Source organism: Aestuariibaculum suncheonense (assembly GCF_014596935.1).
GTDB lineage: Bacteria > Bacteroidota > Bacteroidia > Flavobacteriales > Flavobacteriaceae > Aestuariibaculum > Aestuariibaculum suncheonense.
The window spans coordinates 204,555-229,095 of sequence record NZ_JACVXC010000003.1; the positions used below are offsets into that span (position 1 = coordinate 204,555).

A 24,541-nucleotide genomic window follows, 5' to 3' on the forward strand; every position below is an offset into this window, starting at 1 on the left:
TTTTTAATATCCTGGATTTTGGTTCCATCTGCCTCCAGATAATTCAATCTCTTCAACAGGTATTGGAAATACCTCATGTTTACCAGAAACAAAGCCATCTATTTCCTGAGCGGCTCGTCCTGTTCTCACTAAATCAAAGAATCGATGTCCTTCTCCAACGAGTTCTACACGACGCTCTTTATAAATGGCATTGGTAAGGTTAGATCCAGATATACTTACTGGTGCCAGTGTAGCTCTTGTTCTTACCATATTTAAATATTCGGCCGCACGTGTATCGCTGATACTTCCTCTATTTAAAGCTTCAGCAGCCATTAACAAAACATCTGCAAAACGAATAGAACGGTAATTATTTGGATTTGTTAATGCAGCATCCGGTTGATTTAAATCGCCTTTTCTCGCTATATATTTCAAGTTGAAATACCCGGTATGCTCATACCCCGTTGCGTAGGTTGCACCTGTTTCTTCTGCCCAAGCCTCAATATCTAATATGGAATACCCTAAACGAATATCACCCTCTTCAAAGGCATCAACCACTTCCTGTGTTGGTACGTTAAAGCTATATCCGAAATCGTAAAGTGGTCCATCATAACTTCTTACGCCATTAAACCCAACTGCGTAATTCCCTTCTAAACACTGAAAACAGTCGTAACTACCGCCATCAACATCTGAATACTGTATTTCAAATACGGATTCGATGTTATTTTCATATTCATTTTCAAACATCAATGGAGCTTCTTCAGAGGTTAGCAATCTGTAAGGCCCTTTTTCAATTAAATCTTCTAAAACCGCTGCGGCTTCTGAAAATTTATCCTGATACAAATAGGCTTTTCCTAAAAGCGCCTGAGCAGCCCCTTTGGTTACACGACCTGTCTCGCTTTGGGTATAAGGTAAGTTATCAGCGGCAAACTTTAAATCGTCTTCGATTAAAGCATATACATCCGATTTTGGCGCTCTGTCTATACTAAATTGTTCTCCAAACTGAATACGTTTATCTATGGCTAAAGGTACATCTCCAAACCATTTTACCAATTCAAAATAATAATACGCTCTTAAGAATCTAGTTTGTGCAATGACACTGGTTTTACTTGAAAAATCAAGTTTGTCCTGAAACTCCATAATGTAATTTGCACGATTCACCCCGGTATACATCCAAGTCCAGATTTCTCTTAAATTAGAATTGATAGGTGTATGTATCATATCGTCTATTTCCTGAAAGCCGATAACATCTGTGGCACTTTCTCCTCCACACAATGTATTATCTGAGGCTATTTCACCAAGCTGCACGTTTCTTGCTGTAGCTTGCAAATAATCATAAGCCGCCACTAGAGCATCCTGATAATCTTTTTCGGTATTGAAAAAGTCTTCTGAGTTAGTATCTTGCGAAGCCACATCTACAAAGTCATCACTACAAGACCATGTAATAAGTACCATTAGCAAGATTATATTAAGTTTTATATTTTTCATGATGAGATTAAAATTTTAAGTTAACACCGAATAAATACGTTCTTGCACTTGGATAGAAACCTTGATCGATACCACCTCCAATAGGTGCTCCACTAGAGGCCGTTGGGTCATAACCTGAATATTTAGTTAGTGTAAATAAATTATTTGCCGACACATACAAGCGTAGCTTATTTATCTTGGAGTTTCCAAAAACCTTATCTCCAAAGGTGTAACCCAATTGTACATTTTGAAGACGTACAAACGAACCATCTTCCACATAAAAATCTGAAAACAAAATATTAGATGTAGCTCCTGTGGTTACTCGCGGTGTAGAATTTGTTGAGCCCTCTCCTGTCCAACGGTCTAAATAATAAACGGTCTTATTTGTTAAAGCCTGATTACGTTCGTAATTTCGAATAATCTCATTCCCAACTGAAGCAAAAGCATATGCTGAAAAATCGAAGTTTTTATAATCCATAGACAAATTAAGTCCCATGGTGGCATCTGGAATCGGGTCGCCAATATTTGTTTTATCTTCATCGTCAATAATACCATCATTATTAATATCAACAAATTTTAAATCGCCCGATTGTACGCGATTATCAATAGTAGGATAATTTGCTACTTCCTCTTCATTTTGAAAAACACCATCAGTCTTGTAACCTCTATAATAACCTATCGGATACCCAGCCTCCATTCTGGAAGGTGTTGGCTGACCAATTCCGAATACACCTCCGGTTAAAAAGTCGCCATCGGTATTTACAGATATGACTTCATTCTTTAATGCCGTTACATTATATCTAACACTAAATTTAAAATCGTCACTAAAGTTATCGGTATACCCAATAGCAAATTCAAACCCTGAATTCTCAATAATACCGCCATTAATTACAGGTGCACCACCGGTTCCAAGCAATCCAGAAACCTGAGGAATGACTAATAAATCTTCAGTTCGTTTTTTGAAATAATCTGCCGTAACATCTATTTTGTTATCCGCAAAGCGCATATCTACCCCGATATCTAAAGTCTTTTGCTTTTCCCATTTAATACCCGGATTTGAAATCGCTCCACTGGCCACACCAAACACTTCCTGATTGTTAAAAATGTAAGTCCCTTCACCATTTAATAAGGACACAAATCTATAATCTGGAATTCTATCATTCCCCAGAATACCATACGAAGCTCTGAATTTTAATAAATCGAAAAACTTACTTTCTGAAAGAAATGGTTCATCGGAAGCTACCCAACCAATCGATCCTGATGGGAAAAATCCAAACTTGTTCTCTGGGCCAAATTTTGTTGAACCATCACGACGCAATACTGCTGAAAACAAATATTTTCCTTTATAATCGTATTGTAGCCTTGTAAAATAAGATAGTAATCTGGAATCGAATGTTGGGTTTCTACCCTGTGCTTCATAGCGGTCTTCGATATCTGAAGCCACATCCATTGACGGATGGGCAATAGTAACATCGTATCCTGTTAACCCAGAAAACTCTCCAGTTGTTTTAAATACCGACGTTCCTAAAAGGACATTAATATTATGGGTATCGTTAATTGAATTTTGATACTTTACGAAAGCATCAAAGGTGTAATCTCTATAATGGTCTAAAGTAGTTACTATAGAACTTCTATCAACATTAGAGTTTTTACCGCTACCAAAATAAGCGACAGGATTAAATATGTTTGAACTGACTTCGGAGTAATTCCATTGAATATTAGCTTGTGCCGTAAAATGGTCAAGGAAATTATATGATAATCCTGCATTTCCGCTAAGTTTCATCACTTTTCCCCTGTCATATGTATCATCAATTTGCGCCAGTGGATTAATTACCTCACCTCCTAAACCTTCAGCTAAAGTATAAGCTCCATCTTCATCTCTAACAGAAAATGTTGGTGCCATATTCAAAGCGTTAAATAAAACCGATGAATTAGAATTCTCCGGTAAGTTTCGTTTACTGGTTCTAATCAGCATCAATCCTGAAGTAAACTTGAAATTCTTTAGAAAATCAATGTTGTAACTGATATTATTCGTAAAACGAGTGAAATTAGAACGCGGTCCTCCTACAATACCATCTTGTGTTAAAAACGATCCGCTATACGAATAGTACGAATTTTTAGTACCACCTTTAAATAGAATATTATGATTGGTTATAAAGGCATTTTTAAATACTTTATCCTGCCAATCGGTTCCTGCTCCCAAATTTGATACATCGGGAAACGGAATAGCACTTCCGCCAGCTGCGTGCGCTTCGTTAACAATTAAAGCATATTCTGTGGCATTTAATACAGGAATTTTTCTTGTGGTCTGCTGAAATCCTCCATAAGCATTATATTCTACTTGAAGGGGCATTTCTTTCCTACCTGTTTTTGTCTTAATTAAAATAACCCCGTTAGCCGCTCTCACACCATAGATACCGGCTGTAGCATCTTTAAGAATGTTGATACTTTCAATATCGTTAGGGTTAATCACACTCAAGTCTTCAATAACATTTCCATCTACTAAAATTAGAGGTCGGCTATCGCCATTGGTCGAAACCCCTCTAATATTTATGGTTGCCCCTGCTCCAGGAGAACCTGACTGCGACGTAATGTTTACACCGGCAACCTGCCCTTGAAGTGCCTGTTCTATTCTGGTCGGTTTTAGTGCTTCAATTGTTTCGGCACCTAAAACACTAACGGCACCGGTAATTTCCTTTTTAGTTTGTGTACCATACCCGATGACTACGACCTCGTCTAATTTGGCCAAATCTTCCTGTAACTGAACCTCTAAAAAAGCATCACTTGTTACAACAACATCCTGAGTTACAAAACCAATATAACTTAAGGTTAATGTTGCGCCTATTTCAATGTTAGATATGGTAAAATTTCCATCGAAATCGGAAACCGTACCATTACTGGTGTTCTTTTGCAAGATATTTACTCCGGGAATAGGTATGCCGGATCCATCTTTTACATTACCTTTTATTTCAATGCTCTGAGCACTTGCATAGGAAACAAAGAATAATGTTAAAATCTTAAAGAGATAATGTCTCATGTGAATTTAGTTTATTTTAGTTTCCTTAAAATTATATTTACATTTTGATGTATTCTAATTTTTAACCACTACAAAAAACATACACATCAAAAAAGCATAAATAATATTAACAAAACCTTAATTTTACTGGGTTTTACTAAGAATACCAAAAAGCTATAAAATATACAAAATCCGCAAATGTTGTGGTCTTGTATAGGTAGAGAACCCTGATGTTGTGTGTTTATATTTTTAAAATATAATCTGTTAAGCTGTCATCATGAGGTAAATCGATTTTTTTTCGTAATCGGTAACGTTTTACTTCCACACTTCTTGGGGAGATATTTAATAACGGCGCAATCTCTTTGGATGATAAATTCAGCCTTAAATAGGTACATAATCTCAAATCGTTTGAAGTTAACGATGGATGCATTGTTTTAATCTTTTTAATAAAATCTTTATCGGCATTATTAAAGGCTTCTTCAAAGGTTTGCCAATCGTCAGCATCATTTAAGTTATTATCAATAATCTTGACCACATTTTTCAAATGTCTGTCATCAGGCATCTTTTTAAGTTCTTTTTTAAGATTATTTAAGAACTCATTCTTCTTAATTAAATTCATGGTCGATAAGCTCAACTCTCTATTCTTGCTTTCAATATCCTGCTTCAACTTTTCATTATTATGACGCATCGCCTGCTCTTTATTCTCCAATTCCTTGAGTTCTAACTCACGCTGTGTCTTATATAATAACTTCTCACGTTGCCTTCTATAATACCTCTTATAGACTTGGTGCATAAAAAATGAAAATAACCCCACTAGAATAATATAACCCACAATAGCGGCATTGGATAAATACCAGGGCCTTGCAATTGTAAATCTGTAAGTTTCTGTGTTTTCTGAAATTTCATTCCCTAATCTGGATCTCACCGAAAAAGTATACGTTCCAAAAGGTAAATTTTCAAAAAACACTTGTGAATTTGTCGACCAATCACTCCAGTCATCATAAATTCCATCCAATTTATATTGATATTCTGCCATAGAATATTTTTCATAAACAGGAACACTAAATTGAAATTCTAAATTGTTTTCATTATTTTTAAACTGCCCGCTGGTATTTACATCAACAAAAATATTATCGTTACTATTTTTCAAATTTCTATTTGAAATTAAGTTTAAATGTACCTGATGCGTATTTTCATTTAATAGATCTAAATCAATCACCAGGTATCCAGATGTCGTTCCATACAAATATTTATTCCCTGTAAGGTGGGCGATATTTTCATAACCTGAAACATCATGTCTCACATAGCTAGGCAACGAAATAGTATGTATTTTCAGAGAATTACTTAATTGGTTAGGTTCTAAGTAACTTAAACCCTGATGAGAAAATCCCCAAAGCTTATTAGTGCCCTTGGTAAAAACTAATTTACCTGAGACATAATCTTCTTCATTAAATAATTTACTAATTACAGAATCCCTATCGAATTTACCAGAACCCATATTGTACTTATAAACGCCTTTAGTTTGGGTATATAATATATTTCCGTTGTATTTAATTAAACTGGTTTTAACATCCTTTGTCACCGAAGAATCCCGCGTTACAAATATAGCCTTCGTGTAATCGGCATTTAATTTAACTTTAAAAACCCCTTTATATTCATGACTTACAAATACATCAGAAGGATTAAGCATTTCGAAATAACGACTGGAAATATCAAATCCCTCGATGGAATTTCGGTATTGCCACCTTCCGTTTTTATATTCTAAAATGTTCAATCCACTGTAATTCCCTTGAATAAGTAAATCATTGTTTTTACTTATTGGTTTTATATTCCAGGTTCCTAAAACATCGGCTACCAAAGTAGCTTTATCGTCTTCAACAACAAATGTTCCTGAATTATGGCCGCAAAATAAGGTATCCTCTATATTTTGTAAACACCAAACAGCACCTTGGGTTCCGTTTATTAGCACAAATTTGTCTTTGGCATTGAACGTTTTATAAAACAATCCTTGATTGGTTCCTATATAAAGCTTGTTGTTAAAAAGAATTGAAGCATTAACAGAGCCTATCTTTCCTTTTTCATCATTATAAATTCTGAAAGGCGATTTTATATTAATGCAGTTAATCCCATTTTCTAAACCCAGCCATATGTTATGGTCTAAATCTTCAAAAACTGAAAGGACAGTGTTATTACTTAAACCATTATTCTGATTAATCTGATAATTCAACTCTCCTGAAGCAGTTACATGCAACATACCGTTGGAGATACTTCCTAAAACAAAACTGTCGTCATCTAATTTTATGCTACTGTAAATTCTATCATTCAAAAGGGTTTGGTTAGCAGGAATATCCCACTGTACGAGTTCCTTTCCTTTTAAAATATAAAATCCTTTATCTTCTGTTTGAAATAGTATTTTATCCTTATGATTAACGATGTTTACCAAAAGATTATCTTTAAGCAATACATCGTCCGTTACTAATTTTGATTGCCCGTTAACTATCTCAAATACACCTTCCTTTGGTTTCTGAAAGTAAACACCTTCCTTAATTTTGAAAATTTTGTATATTCCAGTATTCGAGGGAATTATATGAACACTTTCATTTTTTTTACTAAAAACATAAATCCTTTTTAAAGTTTGAAACAAAATGAAATCATCGACACTCAAAATATTCCAGACTTCTTCATCTTCTAAGAACTCGATCTGTAGTTGAGTTGATAATGAGGTATACTCCAAAAGCCCATTTAATGAACGTTGCCAATACCCGAACTCTCTGTAACAACCTGTGTAAACATAACCATCTATTACTTTAACAGATCTTACTATCGTTTTGTTGGGAGATTCAAAAACCGTCCATTTAGCACCATTAAATTCCAATAGGCCCTTGTTATTGGCTACATAAATATATTTGTCTTGAGACTGAGAAATAGACCAATTTTGGTTCTCTGCTCCATAGTCAGTTGGTGTATAAATTTGAATGGGTGGATGCTCTTGTGCAGTAAGAATAAAGCAAAAGAGAATTAAGATAATTTGTGGTAGTAATTTAGCTGGCATCAAAATATAAAGCTTTGCATACTAAAATACTAAAATTAATGGTATTCGAATTATTTATATTTTAAGCTTAAAATGAATTTAGATACAATATACTCATCAAAAGATAATAAAAGTGCATTGTATGAGTATTCCACATTTAAATGTGTTCTAGATTTAAACTTTACCTCTGTGATCCCTTAGCTAATTTTTGTTATATCGCTTAAATGCTGAAGTAAAATGGGTAGCTTTTTCTATCCAACTTATTCTGAAATTTGATACACAGGTCTTTGTGTGTGTTTCAAGAGATACTTAGCATACTTCATCTTTTCCGAAGTAAAAAATTGATAACGGTGCATTGAAATGTTATTTTAAATTCAACAATAAAGTTTTGCTGAATTGTGGTGGTTTGTGAAGTTACATTTTGGCGATTATGGTGGCTACGCGCTTAGAATTTTAAGCTTTATTAGGACTTATATGCTGTTTTGTCATTATATCTGGCGCAATGATTTGGCTTGTGGCGCGTGACAAGAAAAACATGCCAGAGAAGAAAAGAAAATTCAATTTTGCGGTGGTCAATATTTACCTTGCCATCTGCTTAAGTATGTATTAGGTTACACTATTGTCTTTTATTGCTGTAAACTATTTCAACCGGCAGGTCAATCCTTTATTTATAGTTTTTATTTTATTTCCTGGCTTCTAATCTCTCTACTTTTCATCCTAAAAAAGGATCTTAATTTCACCAATAAATACACCCTAGTTTAATTGGACTTTTAATTCCAATTGTCAATGGCAGTTCAACAAGAAACTGGATATGGCAAACGTTTATCAATAATCAATTCCAAATATTATTTATTGATGCCTTTTTGACTGTATTATCGTTAACAACATTCTGGATCTTTTTAAGACTGAAACTTCAAAAACAAGTCAAGCATTATTAGCAATTACCTTTTCCAATGATAAATTGGTTTACTAAACCATAATAACTTTTAAAACTTATGGTAGGGTTATAAATCACAACATCTCCCAGCGTGTTACCTTCATGCAGACAAACTTTTATTAAACATCTGTAACACAATGAATTTTATTCATGACAAAACTAATTTATCATTAACATTTTAAAAATCATTTAGATAATAACTCCAAAACTCCAAAAGAACTGGCAATGTGAAAATCGGGCTCTTCTGTATTAGGGTCTACCCAAGATATCCACGTTGGCTTCATTACACCTTTATTGGTATGGTTGTATTTTGCTCGGTAAATTCCGGTTTGTATAATGTTGTTATTAAGTAACCCTAAATTTAACAATGAGGCTTTGCTTAAGGCTATTTCAACAATAAAACCTTCATTTTCTACACTTGATTTTACTAGAATTTCATCTTTAGGCCAATTCCAATGATAATCAAAGTTCCTATAAAAATTGGCTTTAAAATCTAAAATTCTTGGTGTTGGATCTATCTCCAAGCAATAATACGGACTTAGTTTATTGTCAATCTTAAAAAAGAGTTCTACTCTATCAGAATTTGCCATATTCTCAACTTCATTTCTCTCGGAATCTATATAAATATTGCTATCAAAAACTTTAAAATAAACATAAAGATAATCACTATTATGCAATGCTCTAAATTCAATTGTGTTTATTTTTTTGTTATCCCAAGGTGAATTAAAGTCTGTTAAAAGCTCAGCTTTATTCCATAACGCATTATCCCCTTTTCCTGTTATAAATAAAGTACTATTGGGAATTTCAGCTACTTTATATATTTTTTCTCCAATCATATAACTTACTACTTACAATTAACTTTTCTAATGTGATTTAATTTTTAATTAAGCTAATTAATTTCTGGGGGGCTTTTGTTCTACAAAAACTGAAAAACTAACCAAAAACAATTGTGATTACACTTATTAACCTTTTAAGTCTACTATTCATTATTTAGAAATCAAATTTCTAGTTGTAATTGAATTAATATTTTTAAACATTCTGTTTGTAAATATCTAAAATAGTATATTAAATACAACCATTCGGTTATTAACTTTCTGACATGAATGAATTTCCAACTAATTTATGAAGCCCTACAATACATAACCTTTTTCTTAAGCTAAAAGACAAAAATTTTTATATCAGACAAATCATTTATGTAGATGGTGGTATATTAGCAAACCATAGGAAAACCATCTAATGAAAATTAATAATTATGAATATATCTAAAACTCTAATACCATGCCTACTAACTGGTATTACCGTACTAACTGCTTGTTCTAAAAAAGAAAAGCCATTATCAATTAAAGTTGAAAACACTTTAAATATCGATAGAACGTTTGAGACCATTGAATTATCCAATACATTCTTAAAATTAGAACGTTTAGATAACATAGGTATTCGTAATAGTCAAACAGGAGATTTTGTTGTTACACAAATGGTTGACACCAACGCTGATGGACTCTCAGATCAAATTTTATTTCAACCACAGCTATCGGCTAATTCAGAAATTATTTATGACATTGTAAGCATTACAGATACCATAACGCCCAAAGCAGAAACTGTTTGTTATTCAAGGTTTGTACCTGAACGCACCGATGATTACGCCTGGGAGAACGATAAGGTGGCTTTTCGTGTTTACGGACCTACGGCTCAAAAATTGGCTGAAGAAGGAGATCCTGCCGGTACACTTTCCAGTGGTGTAGATGCCTGGTTAAAACGTGTAAGTTACCCAGTAATAGATAAATGGTATAAAGAAACAACTGAAGGAACAGGCTCATATCATCAGGATACTGGTGAAGGACTCGATAATTTTCATGTTGGAGTAAGTCGCGGTGTTGGTGGCATTGCTGCTAAAATAGACTCCATGTTTTACATTTCTAAAAACTATACTAAATGGAAAACCATTACTAACGGCCCCATTAGAACCAGTTTTTATCTGGAATACGAAACCTGGAATGCTGCAGGGCACGTTATCTCAGAATCTCGAATCATAAATCTTGATCGGGGCAATAACCTCTCTAAATTTACACTTACAATTAATGGTATTCAAGATATTTACGCAGGATTAACGCTTCATGAAAAGGATGGTAAAGTTTCGGGTAATACCAACATGGGCTGGGTAAGCTATTGGCAACCGCATGGCGATTCGGAGCTTGGAACTGCTATCGTTGCTGATAAAAATACTTTTCTGGCTTTCGAAACATATGATACTGAAGCTAAAGACTTAAGCAATGCTTTTGCTCATTTAAAAGTTGAAAACAATCAGGTTGTTTACTACGCCGGATTTGGTTGGAAGAAAAGCAATCAGTTTGAAACTAAAGAACAATGGGAAAATTATCTAAATACATTTTCAGAATGTATTAACACCCCTTTAAAAGTTTCCTTGGTAGAATAAACCCATAGCCTCCATTCTGAAATACAGAGCAGAATGGAGGTTTTGTTTAATAATTAGGTTGGTCTTAAAAAATCCGAGTCTACATTTTCAAAAATTTTAAACTCACAAAACACTGGGGTTATTATCATAAATTGGTGTTAAATCAATGTCATTCATTTCAATTATTAATTTTTAATAATTTGTCTTCCAAGAATGTCTATTACCATAAGTGTTTCAAAATTCCTCGCAGATATTTTAAATGCATCTCTGAAGCCAAAGAAATAGGATAAATCTAGCATTTGCTATCATCTCTTCATTGCTCGTCGGAGTAGCAGGAAAAGCTGGAAAGGTCAACTTGTACAGTGCAATTAATAAGTTTTACCCTCCGGTTTTAACTTTTGGTAAACAACTAGGGAACTTATTTAACAGGAGCTTTTGTGTTATTTTACCAAATAATTGTTTTTAATGCTAAAAAGAGGGCTAAATACATAACCCTCTTCAATTCATATTAACTGAATACAACTAACTCAAATATGAATTCTCAACCAATAAAATATAAAATCAATACTTACAACTTCAATTCATTAAATAATGCTACTAATTTTTCATTAGAAGGTCTCGGTGCATTGGCTGTGACTATGTTTCCTTGTGGATCTAAAAGAATAAAACGAGGTATTCCTTTTATTAGATAATCTTGAACAAACTTCGAGTCAAACGCATGATCTGCAAGTAACTGAATACCCCCAAGCTCCTTCTCTTCTACCATTTCTTTCCACTTATCACGATTATTTTGAGTATCGACAGAAATACTTACAAACTCAATATTTTTATCATGATACTCTTTTTCAACCTCCTTTAAAAATGGAATCTCTGCCTTACAAGGTCCGCACCAAGTTGCCCAAACATCGATATAGACGTATTTCCCTTTTAAATCATCTAAAGAGGTTGTTGTTCCATCAACATTTTCGTAATTCATAAACTTTGGTGACGGCTGTCCTTTAGCAACAGTTCTTAAAGCCTGATAGCTTTCTTCTATTTCTTTATTGTTAGTCTCATCTGCACTTCCTTTTACATATTCTGCATAATACCCTTCAAGGTCCGAGGTATACGTAATACCATATTTAGCACTTTTGTAACAAATTATGTTTTTAATAGTTTGATTAGATAGTGTATTTACAGCTTTTAAATAAGCGACATCATAATCAATATCCGAAGATTTTGTAAGTTTTTTTGCGTATTTACTACAATAGGTTCCCACTAAATTATTATAACTGTTTGAAAAAACATAATCTTCGGCATTATTATAATCTAATACCTCAAGTTCTTTCAAAAAATCGTTTGACACTTCAAATTCAGGATTTTTACCATAATATGCGTGATTTGATTCATAGTTATTCAATGCGCTTAAATAACCATATTCAATATTTCTTTTTTCCATTTGAATATAATCCTGAGGAAAATTTTTGGTACGCTCCAAATGCTCTAATAATGCTAATTCCAGTTTTTTTTGCATTTGCTTAAATTCAGTTTCATTTAATAGATAAATATTATCAATTTCGCTTAAAATCTCATTTGAAACAGCCTTTTTAGACAATAAATAATTATTGTAATGAGCTCCCTTTCCTTCAAACTTTATAGAATTATTAAAATCATCAGTATCAAACGATAAACTTATATCATCACCGGCTTCCAGATACATATAAGCCAGATGGCCACCATGATATAACATCAAATTATCGGCTTGAACATACAAAGTATCCAAAAAAGTACCATCTTCATTTATAGGAATATTTTTACTATTCGCATAACATAAACTCGACAGCCTAAGATCTGTACCTACGGGATTTACAACTTTTCCTTTAAAAACAATAAAATCCTTTTTTTGTTCGGAATCGCAGGATGCCATCGCTAATACTAAGGCAAACACATAAAATAGTCTTCTCATAACATAAATTTATTTTAAATAATCTTTAGTGAACTTTTGCTTGAATACTAATAGAAAATCTTGTCAAGCATCTGATACATGTCTACTTTATCTGGATTTTTCGAATTATATATAATTTTACCCGTCGGGTCTATTAATATTTTTGTTGGAAAGGAATTCACATTAAACGGAACAAGAAGATCGTTTTCATTTGTTGTTTGTATATGTTTCCAATTATATCCGTTATCTTCAATAGTTTTTTTCCACCTAGGAACAGCATCTCCCGAATTTACACCAACAACAACAAAATTTTTATCTGCATATTTATTATAGTATTCTTTTATCTTTGGAATCTCTGCCATACATGGCCCGCACCAGGTCCCCCAGTAATCTAAAAGCACATAATTCCCCTTTAAGTCTGATAATTTAAATTCTGTACCATCCAAAGTGTTATTGGTTATTAAATCAGGGGATTGCATTCCCAACTGTGTTTTATCAACGGCTTCTAATCGGCTTTTTACTTCATCATAAAATGGGGTTCCTGATAAGCTTTCAGCATCAAAACCTTCTAATACCATTTTTGCTTCATCATGAGTAAAATACTTGCGATAATAACCGTCCATAAACACATAAGTGGCTGCTATCGATTTTGGATATGCTTTTACAAATTCCTTTTTTAATTCAACAGCCTGATGAAACAGCGCATTTGATTCGTCAGATAATTTCTTTGCTTCTTCTTCACTTAAATCTTCCGTATAAGTTCTAACTTTCAAGGCATGTGCTTCATCTATTAAAGGAAAGGTTTGTGCTTGTATTATTGAAAAATCCTGATTAATACCTTTAGCATCAGAAAGTGATGCTGCTACCATATGATCTTCAACCTTACCCGTACACTTAATTTCGGCTCCAGGATAAGCTATAAACCATAATCGGTTAACATCGGCTTTAGTTGATGATGAATATTCTCTACCATCGTGTTTTGTTTTCCAACTTCTGGTATTTACAATATTGAGGAAATATATTTTAAAATCATTAACCGTATCGGTAAACTGAAATGTACCATTTTTCACCCAGATTGTATCGTTTCGGTAGCCATTAGGAGAGTTATCATCTTTTTCTGAATACACTAGAAAATCGGCTTTTAAATTATCTAAATCGGCTTTAAGTGTAAAGGTGTTTTTATTGGTTTGACCAACACTTGATTTTGAGGATTGACATTGAAAAACCATAAAAGAAACGGTAACAATGAGACAGAGGCTAGCTAGCCTTTTCATATTCTTAATCATATTAAAGAGTTTTGAATTAAAGGTATAACACTAAGTAAGAGCTGATAGAAAAATTAAATTTTAAAATTTCTACTCCCATATAGTGACAAAAAGGAGGGAAAGAAAGGCCCTCCTTTTTCATGTTTTATATTAAGTACTAAAGTTTTATAATGGACAGACCTAATGGCCATTTTAACCCATCTGTTCTTCTTAATTCTATAGTACCATATTCTGAATAACGCGTAGTAAAGTTATTAGTCCATTTTATTGTTAAAACATTTTCTGTAACACTTACTAGCTCCCAAACACTATCATAGTAAGACTCTGCGGACTTAATGGTTAATACTTTGTTTTCCTTATCGTAAGTTAAAGTCCCTCCTCTGGCTCCGCCATAAGCACCACCAAAAGACATATCTAAACAGTCATACTCCCCTTCAGATTTTCCAGGAACAAACTTAACGATACCCGTAGATCCAACTTTTATTTTGCTATACGAATAATTAACTGTTCCAGGGCCTACTTCAGTCCATGTATAATCAAATTCGCCTACCCAAGTATCCACTACTTTAGCTTCGGCTAGGAAGGCATAAGAACAATGAAACCCAATACAGTTTTCTCTGCTATCAAATACATTTCCATCTTTCCCTGTTATTACCCATTTTAATTCAAATAGATCTCCTGGAAGTATATCTGTTCTGGTTGTATTAAAATCATTCTCAAACAATTCATAAAGTTGATCTTTGGTTACACTAACTTGAAATATTTCAGATGGATTAGAAACACTTGTGAGTAGTTTTCCTGAGTTCCCCCCTATATAGTTGTACACACCGTCTTTTTCCTCTTCAGCAAAAAGGTAAAAATCAATTTTCGAAATATCTGATGCCGTTGATTCATCTGACTTAAACGCAACATCATACGTTATTTCAGTAAAAGCCCAGAATTCCTCTCCTGTACTTTTATTGATGTTATAAATAAAACTTTTTTCCCCTTGTGGTGTAAATGTTAACTTAGCATCATCTACCCAAGTAGTATCGTAAGCCTTTGGCATTACCACATCATCCTCTTCCTCACATGATAGAAAAACGGGAAGAATTAATAAGCCTATATAAAATAATATTACTTTTTTCATCTCTATATTTTATTTAACGCTCTTTCTTTATACAAAACATATAAAAAACAGAAACCTTAGTTAATTAATTTAAATTTGGATTTTGATCAGTAACCGCAGGAGCTATTTTAACCACATAGCCGTCACCTCCAGGTTTTAACTCAATAGTATCTCCTGTTTCCGGATCAATGCGAGTATATGTTGGAACCACATCTCCATAGACATGATATCTTTTTTGATCAAAAAGATTTACTGATGTTCCTGCCAACTCTTTACGTCTTTCATTCTTAACTAATTGTAGAGTTGTTGCATCATTTGTATGAATTAACGGAGTAAACACAGACATTCTATTCTCTAAAAGTTTATTTAAAACTGCAATAGCACCGGCGCCATTTCCTGAACGAGCTTTAGCCTCTGCATTAGTTAATATCAATCTTGGTACCGTTAAACCATTACAACGTTCAGAATTTGCATGCATATAAATATAATTTGGAGATACATCTATACCAGAGCTTGAGGTTTGTGTAGCGAACAGATACCAGCGACGGTCGTTATCTTTATCATACAACGCTTCCAGTTCTGGAGCATACAAGTGAAATGGATTATTAAAAGACCAATAGTTATAACGATTCCAGATATTCTCCTGATTTAAAGTTCCAGTAAGCCATAAACTACCGTTATTATAACCTGACCAAAGATTAGAAGAATTCACAAAATCTATATCATTATAATCGTATAAGAAATCATACAAACCTAATGCTATGTTCGAATTAGTAACCGCTTTATCAAAATCACCCATAAACAAGTTGATTTCGGCAATTAAAGCATAAATTGAAGCTAGACCTGGTCTAAAATTAGCATACGAATTTATTGCTTGGTAGTTACTATCCAACAAGCTTAGTGCTTCATTTAGATCTGACAGCATTTGTTCGTAAACTTCTCCAACTGTTGATCTCGCTGTTTGCGCCTGTAAATCTATTTTTAATGGCATGGCAATACCAGGATTATCAGGATTTGCAGGGTCGTAGTGGTGTGCATACTCATTAACTACTAAAAAATACTCAAATGCTCTTTGTGCCAAAGCTTCCGCCTTAAGTGTATTTCTATCTGCAGGATTAAAATTACCTGTATCCACTCCATCTACATTTTCTATAATGTAGTTCATGGTATGAATGTAGAAATAGAAGTCGTTGTAATCTGTATCATTTACGCCTGGAGGAAATATATCATGCTTCCAAGCATAGGCATTTACATCTTTGGTATTGTTTGCTATAGTCGCAAAACTCGCATCGTTGTGATACACATCCGGATCCATATAGCGTATATTCGTACCTACAGATCGAAGTATGGCATAATTCTGTAAAAGCTTATCCAAATCTTCTAAAGTAGATGGAATAATTAAACCGGTGGGTTCAACATCTAAAAAATCATCCGGACTTTGACAAGCTGATAATGTCAAAAAGGCTAGTAATAAATATATATATCTTTTTTTCATGATATTAAGTTTTGTTTTCATTGTCTTACTTTTTAAAATGATGCTCTAACGCCTAAAGTATAACGTGATAAATTAGTGTAGGCTTCGCCGTTTGGAGCGGTAGGATCTACTCCTAAATCATTTTTAACCCAAAGAAACGGATTGCTTACTTGCATGCTTAAACGTAAGTTCTTAAAGAAGGTTCTATCTAAAAACTGCTTTGGCATATTATAGCCTAAAATAATATCTTGTACTCTTAAGTAATCTGCTTTATGAGTATTCCTTGTAGACTGACTCCAGATTCTGTGCATGGTGCTGGTTAATGATCGGCTGATTAACGCCGGTACATCGGTATTGGCTTCATCTCCAGGCTGCATCCAACGATTTGCCCATTCTTTGTGTACTCTAATATTTCCAAAATCATAATCGTAGTTATTATAAGTACCATATCCTGTAGATGCATAATTGTATGACATTCTGAATACATGACCAGCCTGATAATTCATATTTACCGTAAGATCTAAACCTTTATAGTTAAAAGTTGTAGATAAACCGCCATAATGTGGAGCTGTTCTTGACCCTGCATACTTCATTTCTTCTGCCATTATCGTACCTTCATTCCATTTTTTTGTATTACCATCTAAATCATACAACAAAACCTCACCATTATTATCTAAACCTGCGAAGTTGTATGCGTAAAAAGAGCCCATAGCATCACCTTCTACATAAGAATTTCCTGAAGACAGCCCGTCTGCCGTTGGGTTAGATTCAATTAATGATTTCGATAATATATTTTTGTTATAGTTAAAGTTCGCTCTTACCGACCATTTAAAATTATTATTACGAATTATATCACCATTTAATACCAACTCAACCCCTTTGTTATCAATATTCGCATAGTTCACGGAAGATCTTGCAAAACCAACTGTAGGATCAATAGGTCTGCTAGTATAAACATCGGTACTCTTTTTTTCGTAATAATCTAAGCTACCAGATAACCTGTCATTAAAAAAGGCAAAATCAAGTCCAAAATTGGTTGTTGCTGTCTCCTCCCATTTTAAATCTGGATTTGCTGGCTGACTTAAAACCAAACTGTTATAGATATTACCCCAAGTAATATTTCGAATACGAGCTGCTGCTTCTGGATATACTCCTGTTAAACTATTTCCTGCCAGACCATAAGTTGCTCTAAGTTTTAAACGATCTACCCATCCTGCATTAGCCATAAAAGACTCTTTGTTTAAATCCCAAGCTAAACCAGTTGACCATAAGGGCTTGTATCTAAAATCTGGGTTGCTACCAAAAATATTAGCTTGATCTATTCTGAAACTTCCGTTAAGCGTATATTTTCCTTTGTAAGTATATCCTAAATTTGAAAAACCACTCACAAATCGATTATCATTGTTTTGCACATTAAAAACTAAAGCAGAATAATAATCACCAAATCTTCCGCCATTCCAGTTAGTTAATCTGTAACCGACTAGATCAACCTCATTAATAGGTAGGTATGACGTAGATTCTTTATCGTAACCGAATTGTCTGTTTCGGGTAGACTCATTAAACCTTCTTGAATATTCCCCTCCTGCAAACACTGTTAACTGATGGTCATTCCAGGTCTTATCCCAATTGATGGTATTTTTAAACACCCAACCTTTTGAATAGGAGCGTTCCTGTAAATACATTGATCCTGGAGGAATTCCATATTGATAATTTCCTGTAGAGGCATTAAATACATAATAGTCGTTAACTGTATTTCTCCATGATGGCATATTCATAGATCTAAATTCATCTAAATCATTAGTATTTCGCTCATACCTAAAAGCACTACTCACGACCAAATCTTTAAATAACTCGATATTCAATTGGAAATCAGCTCGGATATCAACTAGAGTACTACTATTGTCACGATTTCTGTTGTCTTCTAAAGCGTTATAAGTGTAAGGCACCCCTAATTCGGCTTCACGATTTTGAGACATCCAAGGATTCCAATCGTAATATTTTTGGATATACTGCCCATTTTCATCTACCAATTGGTCATAAGGTTGAGCTAACTTAACCATTTCAACAGGGTCTAATCCAAATTGAGAAGTTATATAATTATCCTTTTCATTTCTTAAAGCTGCCGTTATACCTGCTGTAAACGAAATTTTATCATTGAAATCAAATGTATTTCTAAGATTCATAGTCATACGGTCATTATCATCACCTATAACCGCCCCAGATTGATCAACATAAGACAATGATGCAAAAAACGTATTATTCTCACCGCCTCCTGATAGGGATAAATTATATGTTTTTTGTGATGCTGCTCTTAAAAAATATTTGCTCCACTGTTGATCTATATCTCTTTGCTTAAGCTCATTAATATAGTTATCAAAAGTATTTTGCGACCACACAACACCATCAGGCGATGTACCATTTCTGTAAATATGAGCTAAATGAAAATCATTAATACTGGCAGTACCTGCTTCCAACCCATTAATGCTAACCCAACCTCTATCAATATATTCCTGATCTAATTCAAGCTCTTGAGCGGTAGTCATAAAATTGAACTTTTTTAAGTCTACTTTTTCCTCTAAATCTATAAATGTAGAAGCATCAACAGTTAAAGCTTTATTTTTACCACCTCTTTTAGTAACTATTACAACAACACCATTGGCTGCTCTAGAACCCCAAATAGATGAGGCAGCAGCATCCTTTAGTACCGTTATAGTTTCCACATCTTCAGGATTTATCGATTCTAAATTGGCCTGATTTGCTAAAGGAAACCCATCGACAACAATAAGGGGACTGGTATTCGAACTCAAAACGGAAGCTCTTCCTCGAATCTCAAAATTTCCTTGCCCGAATGCCGAGTTAATATTTACACTAGGGATTTGCCCTATAATACGATCTATAATATTTGTGCTACTTGGTCTTTGTTGCAACTGAGCCGCACCAACCTGAGCAAAAGATCCGGTTGTTCTTTCTCTAGATAAAGTTTGATACCCCGTAACCACAACCTCCTGTAACTCATTTACATTTTCTTTTAATGTGATATTAACGTTATTATAATAAGTTAAGGCATTAACTTCTCTTGTTTCTTTATTAAAACCAACATAGCTAAACTCTAAAACAGCATTATCCGCCACAGAAATGGAGTAAACCCCATTAAAATCTGTAGAAACACCATTTCGGGTCCCCTGTTCCATAACAGTAACACCGGGTAAAGGCATTCCAGTTGCATCAGTAATAGTACCAGATACTGTTACTTTTTGCTGTCTTCTGTCGTAGCTGTGATCTACCTTTTTGATTAGAATGGTATTATTCTCATCTATTTCAAATTCTAAACTACTGTTTTGAATCGCTTTATCTAATAGATTAATTACCAAAACCTCACCTTGTTCCAATTGAATATTGGGCGAATTTTTAAATAATTTTTTAGGAAATATGAAGTGGTAATTCGTCTGTTGCTGAATGATGTTAAACATTTCATCTACCGATACAGACTGACTTTGATTAATAAACACCTTTTCTTGTGAAAAAGAGGTATTCGGATTAAAACCAAAAACAGTTGCGCACAACAAAAAGATAAATGCTCTCATAATGCATAAGGGTAATCGCTTTCGTAGTAGATAGCGATAGTTAGTTAATTTAATTTTCATAAATTTGTTTTGTGTTAGTTAGACATTATTTTAATTAATACATACAAGAGGGAGAAAGTTGTTACACGGCCAAATGTTCAAACTTGACTCCCTTTTTTTATTCAATAATTATGTTTTTCTCATGAAATTCGTATTTGTTTATAATTCCTAAGTCTTTCAGGTTTTTAAGGATATTTTCAATTTTCTCATCTTTCCCCAGAGTCCCTACAAACAATTCATTTTCAACAGATTTACTTTTAAACTCTACATTAAAGTCGTACCAACGTGACAATACAACCATAATCGCTTTTAATGTTTTATTATTAAAACTAAATACGCCTTCTTTCCATGAAATTTCATGAATCACATCTACCTCATTAAATACTATGGTATTGGTATTGCGATCTAGAACAGACTGCTGATTTGGAAGTAGCAAATGGTCTTCACCTTGATATTTAATGTTTACCTTTCCTTCTACTAAGGTGGTGGTTATATTCGATTCGTTGTTATAGGCTTTTACGTTAAACTCGGTTCCTAACACTTCTATTTCATGATTGTTATTAGTTACCATGAATTTCGAACCTTTATGAGCTGTACTTGGAGACACATCAAAATAGGCTTCACCATACAAAAGCTCCACCATACGTTTTTCGCCATCTACAAAAGCTACAGGGTATTTTAATTTCGATTCCGAGTTTAACCAAACCTGAGTGCCATCAGAAAGTTTTACAAAAAATTGTCCGCCTCTTGGTATGGTTAAATAATTATAGGCAATGGCTTTTGATGCTGTCTGTTTATTAGTGTAAATTAGCTCTTCTCCATTGCTTTCTACGTTATCAAATACAAGTTGCTCACCTTTTTCTAAAGTAACATTAGAACCATCTTCTCTGGTTAAAATCGCTTTATTAGTTCCTACTTCAATACTCGTATTTACAACAGCATTTTCCTGAACAACAGAGCCTGTTCCTTTATTTAAAAAAGTAAATATTACTACAAATGCTAAAACTGAGGCTGCAACTGCATATTTGATATAGGCAGACTTAAATAAAGAAATCACCTTAGGTGTTTTGGCTTTTTCATCATCTTTAATTGCCTCAAGAATATTAACTAACATGCGTTCTTTAATAACGTCTTCAGGTCCTAAAGCCTCAACCCACTCGTTTTCCTTTTGAAAACTTTCGTAGTAATTTACCAAAAGCTTTAACTCATCAGCAGTGGTTTCCCCATCAAGATAGCGTTCTATCAATCTCTGGAAAAACTTATTATTCATTTCGGTATTGTTCATTAAAATATTTTTTAAATAGCTTGGTTTATCTCCTAAGTGTAGAATAAAGGATGTATCCCCTAGTAAAAATTAAAAAAAATTTAACTTTTTATTTACAAACAATTATACTTTAGTTTTTGAACTTATAAGCTGCTTTAATTTTCCTTCATAAAAAAAGCGACCCATAACTAAATGAATCGCTTTTTTTAATTTATTACTTTACTACTACTTAATCATTAATTTAAATTCTTTGGAGCCGTTTTCTCCTTCTACTTTCAAAATGTATAAAGCCCCCTCTAAAGAAGATATATCCATTTCTAAGGTTTCTCTCATATTTTTTAAATTAACTTCTCTAACCAATCTGCCTCTTAGGTCATATAACCTGGCTAATTTTAAGTTTTGTTGCTTAGCGTTTTTAATCGTAACCCTATCGCTTGCGGGGTTCGGGTAAATTATAACCCCGTCTAATTCTGGATTTACATCATCTACACCTAATGTTTCTTCAACAGTTAAATCAAACGAATAATTTTTCACTTCACCTACTGTGTTTTGTGTTGTAAATGTAATGGTATGCACGCCAATACTTAAAGCAGTTCCTGCTGCTATAGATTGTAACAAGGTTAAATTTTGTAAACATCCATTAGTTGCAATTAACTCTCCATTGGCTATATAATCTGGTAAGGTAAATGTTGAACCACTAGTAACAAAAACCGTTGTTGTTTGAGGCAATGTAATAACCGGCTCTAACTGTTTAATTTCCACATTGGTTTCAACCATATTCCCACAATTATCTTCCAGTTTTATTTGTACATTTCCAGCCGGTAAACCAAAAATGGTTCTTTCTCCATTTTCAAATCCGTCTGAATAGACATAAACACCTCCTGTAAAACTAACTTCCATAGTTGTAGCGTTACCCGTCCACTCAAAATCTATACTTCCGGAATAAGAGGAAGCACCAAAACATATGTCGTTTGGTGTTGCATTAACTATCGCAAGTTCCTCTAGTTGTTTAATTTCAACCGTTGTTGAAACCGACTCTCCACAGATTCCATGAACCGTTAACTTATGAGACCCTGCTTGTAATGAACTCAATGTTGTATCGCCACTTTCAAGACCTTGGTTAATAGTAAAAAACCCTGTAGAGCCATCTGAATTGTTTGACGAAACCTCTATAAAGCTTACTCCGCCTGTCCATTCTAAATTTATTTCTCCTGAACTACTAAATCCTCCAAAACAAATATCAATTGGTTCCGCATTTGTAATAGCTAGTTCCTCCAGCTGTTTAATTTCAACCGTTGTTGAAACCGACTCTCCACAGATTCCATGAACCGTTAACTTATGAGACCCTGCTTGTAATGAACTCAATGTTGTATCGCCACTTTCAAGACCTTGGTTAATAGTAAAAAACCCTGTAGAGCCATCTGAATTGTTTGACGAAACCTCTATAAAGCTTACTCCGCCTGTCCATTCTAAATTTATTTCTCCTGAACTACTAAATCCTCCAAAACAAATATCAATTGGTTCCGCATTTGTAATAGCTAGTTCCTCCAGCTGTTTAATTTCAACCGTTGTTGAAACCATTTGTCCGCAAATTCCATCAATCTCCAAAGTATAATTTCCTGATTCTAAACCTGAAATAGTTAACTCTCCATTTTCTAAACCTGAATTATAGGTCGTAGCAATCCCCCCATCTGGTGTTACTATTACTTCTTGAGCTATACCTGTCCATTCTAAATCAATTTTTCCAGTATTAGCTGTTGCACCAAAACAAATATCTATAGGTACTGCATTGGTAAGAGTCAAATCAGCTCCCCTGTTCACCGTAACGGTAGCATCACAACTTGAACTATTACCATTTTCGTCTTCAACAGTCATAGTTACCGTATGCACCCCAACATCATCACAATAAAACCATGCAGGCGAAAAAGTGTAAGTTAAATTAGTAGAACAATTATCTGTACTACCATTATCTAAATCATTTTTAGTTAATTGGTAACTACCATTAGTATCTAAAATCACTGTAGCATCTTTACAACTTACCACGGGCTGCATAGTATCTCTAACCAAAATGGGTGTTACACATGAATCGGTTGCTCCTGCAAAATCTGTTACCGTAAGTGTCACTGGAAAAGTCTGTCCCACTTCACTACAATCAAAGGTGTCTTTACTTAACGATAACGTCACTGGACCTTCTGCATCACTTGACCCTCCATCTAAATCCTGAGGTGTAAGGGTAGCCTGGCCATTTTCATCTAAAAATATTTCTGTAATCTGATTGGTTTTACATACCGCCGTAGGTGGTACATTGGCCGTTATGGTTACGGAAAAGTTATAGACACAAAGAGCATTATTATTGTCAAACGTATCTCCTGCATGTAATTGCCAGGTTCCAACAGGAGTATTACCATTAAAGGCGTTAGCTAAACTACCAGTACCTGCAGGTTTAAAAGTCCCAGATGTTGGGGTGCCAGAAGGCACAGTTGCAGCAGTGTCATCAAAAATAGTGGTAACTACACCGCCTGGAGTTGAACCCGACCAAGTAACTTGTGGAGCTAAATTCAAATTTTTACCAATATCGGTTGCGTCCATTCGAAAGCTTATTTCCGAGTTTATTGGGTCGTCGGATGATGGAACTGAACAAGTCCCTCCCGTTTTTTGCCAAGTAATCGATACATTAACATCAGTTATTATGGCACCCGTCGGAAAATCACTGGAACTAAAATTAACACTACCTACTTCGGCGCAATCGGGGCCTCCACAGCCATTTATTTCTTGGGTAGGGCCGAAATAATATTTAGTTACTGTGGTTTGGGCATGTCCTGTGAATACCCAAAAAAAACACAGTAAAACCGTTAAAATAGTTAATTGATAGTAATTTTTTTTCATACTAAAAGGCTAAAATGAGATTATTGAAATATTATCTATTTAAATTTAAGAATAAATTTCGTTCAAAAGTAAAATTATTTTTTTGTAAACTAATCTGACAAGTTCCTATTAAAAAAAGATTTTATAAATCCTGTCGCAATAATTAATGTAATCGGTT

12 protein-coding genes are annotated in these 24,541 nt (G+C 34.0%); 1 reads left to right on the plus strand and 11 read right to left on the minus strand.

Features of this window, described 5'->3' with window-relative positions:
- Nucleotides 1–3: 3 nt before the first annotated feature.
- The 4 genes from ICJ84_RS09255 to ICJ84_RS09270 all read right to left on the minus strand — a co-directional run bounded on the left by ICJ84_RS09255 (nucleotide 4) and on the right by ICJ84_RS09270 (nucleotide 9,263).
- Entirely contained in the window at nucleotides 4–1,464 is a 1,461-nt protein-coding gene (locus tag ICJ84_RS09255) for a RagB/SusD family nutrient uptake outer membrane protein (protein WP_188216114.1), read from the minus strand.
- Nucleotides 1,465–1,471: 7 nt separating this feature from the next.
- Nucleotides 1,472–4,480: a SusC/RagA family TonB-linked outer membrane protein gene (locus ICJ84_RS09260; protein ID WP_188216115.1), complete on the minus strand. Its 3,009-nt coding sequence runs from the start codon at nucleotides 4,478–4,480 to the stop codon at nucleotides 1,472–1,474.
- Nucleotides 4,481–4,700: 220 nt separating this feature from the next.
- Nucleotides 4,701–7,511, minus strand: coding sequence for a triple tyrosine motif-containing protein (locus tag ICJ84_RS09265; protein WP_188216116.1), 2,811 nt, complete (start codon nucleotides 7,509–7,511; stop codon nucleotides 4,701–4,703).
- A 1,101-nt stretch (nucleotides 7,512–8,612) separates the two neighbouring features.
- The gene (locus tag ICJ84_RS09270) at nucleotides 8,613–9,263 is read right to left on the minus strand and encodes a sugar-binding protein (protein ID WP_188216117.1); all 651 of its coding nucleotides are present in this window, start codon (nucleotides 9,261–9,263) and stop codon (nucleotides 8,613–8,615) included.
- Nucleotides 9,264–9,679: 416 nt separating this feature from the next.
- Between ICJ84_RS09270 and ICJ84_RS09275 the strand changes: the two genes are divergently transcribed.
- Complete coding sequence (locus tag ICJ84_RS09275; RefSeq protein ID WP_188216118.1) at nucleotides 9,680–10,861, plus strand: DUF4861 family protein; 1,182 nt, start codon at nucleotides 9,680–9,682, stop codon at nucleotides 10,859–10,861.
- Nucleotides 10,862–11,408: 547 nt separating this feature from the next.
- On the opposite strand, the gene ICJ84_RS09280 is transcribed toward ICJ84_RS09275, so the two are convergent.
- The 7 genes from ICJ84_RS09280 to ICJ84_RS09310 all read right to left on the minus strand — a co-directional run bounded on the left by ICJ84_RS09280 (nucleotide 11,409) and on the right by ICJ84_RS09310 (nucleotide 24,384).
- Nucleotides 11,409–12,785 carry a TlpA family protein disulfide reductase gene (locus tag ICJ84_RS09280; protein ID WP_188216119.1) on the minus strand — a complete coding sequence of 459 codons (1,377 nt, stop codon included), beginning with the start codon at nucleotides 12,783–12,785 and terminating at the stop codon, nucleotides 11,409–11,411.
- Nucleotides 12,786–12,832: 47 nt separating this feature from the next.
- Nucleotides 12,833–13,993 carry a TlpA disulfide reductase family protein gene (locus tag ICJ84_RS09285; RefSeq protein WP_206688694.1) on the minus strand — a complete coding sequence of 387 codons (1,161 nt, stop codon included), beginning with the start codon at nucleotides 13,991–13,993 and terminating at the stop codon, nucleotides 12,833–12,835.
- Nucleotides 13,994–14,186: 193 nt separating this feature from the next.
- Nucleotides 14,187–15,158, minus strand: coding sequence for a hypothetical protein (locus ICJ84_RS09290; protein ID WP_188216121.1), 972 nt, complete (start codon nucleotides 15,156–15,158; stop codon nucleotides 14,187–14,189).
- A gap of 64 nt (nucleotides 15,159–15,222) precedes the next feature.
- Nucleotides 15,223–16,632, minus strand: coding sequence for a RagB/SusD family nutrient uptake outer membrane protein (locus ICJ84_RS09295; RefSeq protein WP_188216122.1), 1,410 nt, complete (start codon nucleotides 16,630–16,632; stop codon nucleotides 15,223–15,225).
- A gap of 32 nt (nucleotides 16,633–16,664) precedes the next feature.
- The gene (locus ICJ84_RS09300; RefSeq protein WP_188216123.1) at nucleotides 16,665–20,195 is read right to left on the minus strand and encodes a SusC/RagA family TonB-linked outer membrane protein; all 3,531 of its coding nucleotides are present in this window, start codon (nucleotides 20,193–20,195) and stop codon (nucleotides 16,665–16,667) included.
- A gap of 157 nt (nucleotides 20,196–20,352) precedes the next feature.
- Nucleotides 20,353–21,519, minus strand: a complete 1,167-nt coding sequence (locus ICJ84_RS09305) for a FecR family protein (RefSeq protein WP_188216124.1) — start codon at nucleotides 21,517–21,519, stop codon at nucleotides 20,353–20,355.
- 204 nt (nucleotides 21,520–21,723) lie between these two features.
- Nucleotides 21,724–24,384 carry a T9SS type A sorting domain-containing protein gene (locus ICJ84_RS09310; protein ID WP_188216125.1) on the minus strand — a complete coding sequence of 887 codons (2,661 nt, stop codon included), beginning with the start codon at nucleotides 24,382–24,384 and terminating at the stop codon, nucleotides 21,724–21,726.
- Nucleotides 24,385–24,541: the final 157 nt, after the last annotated feature.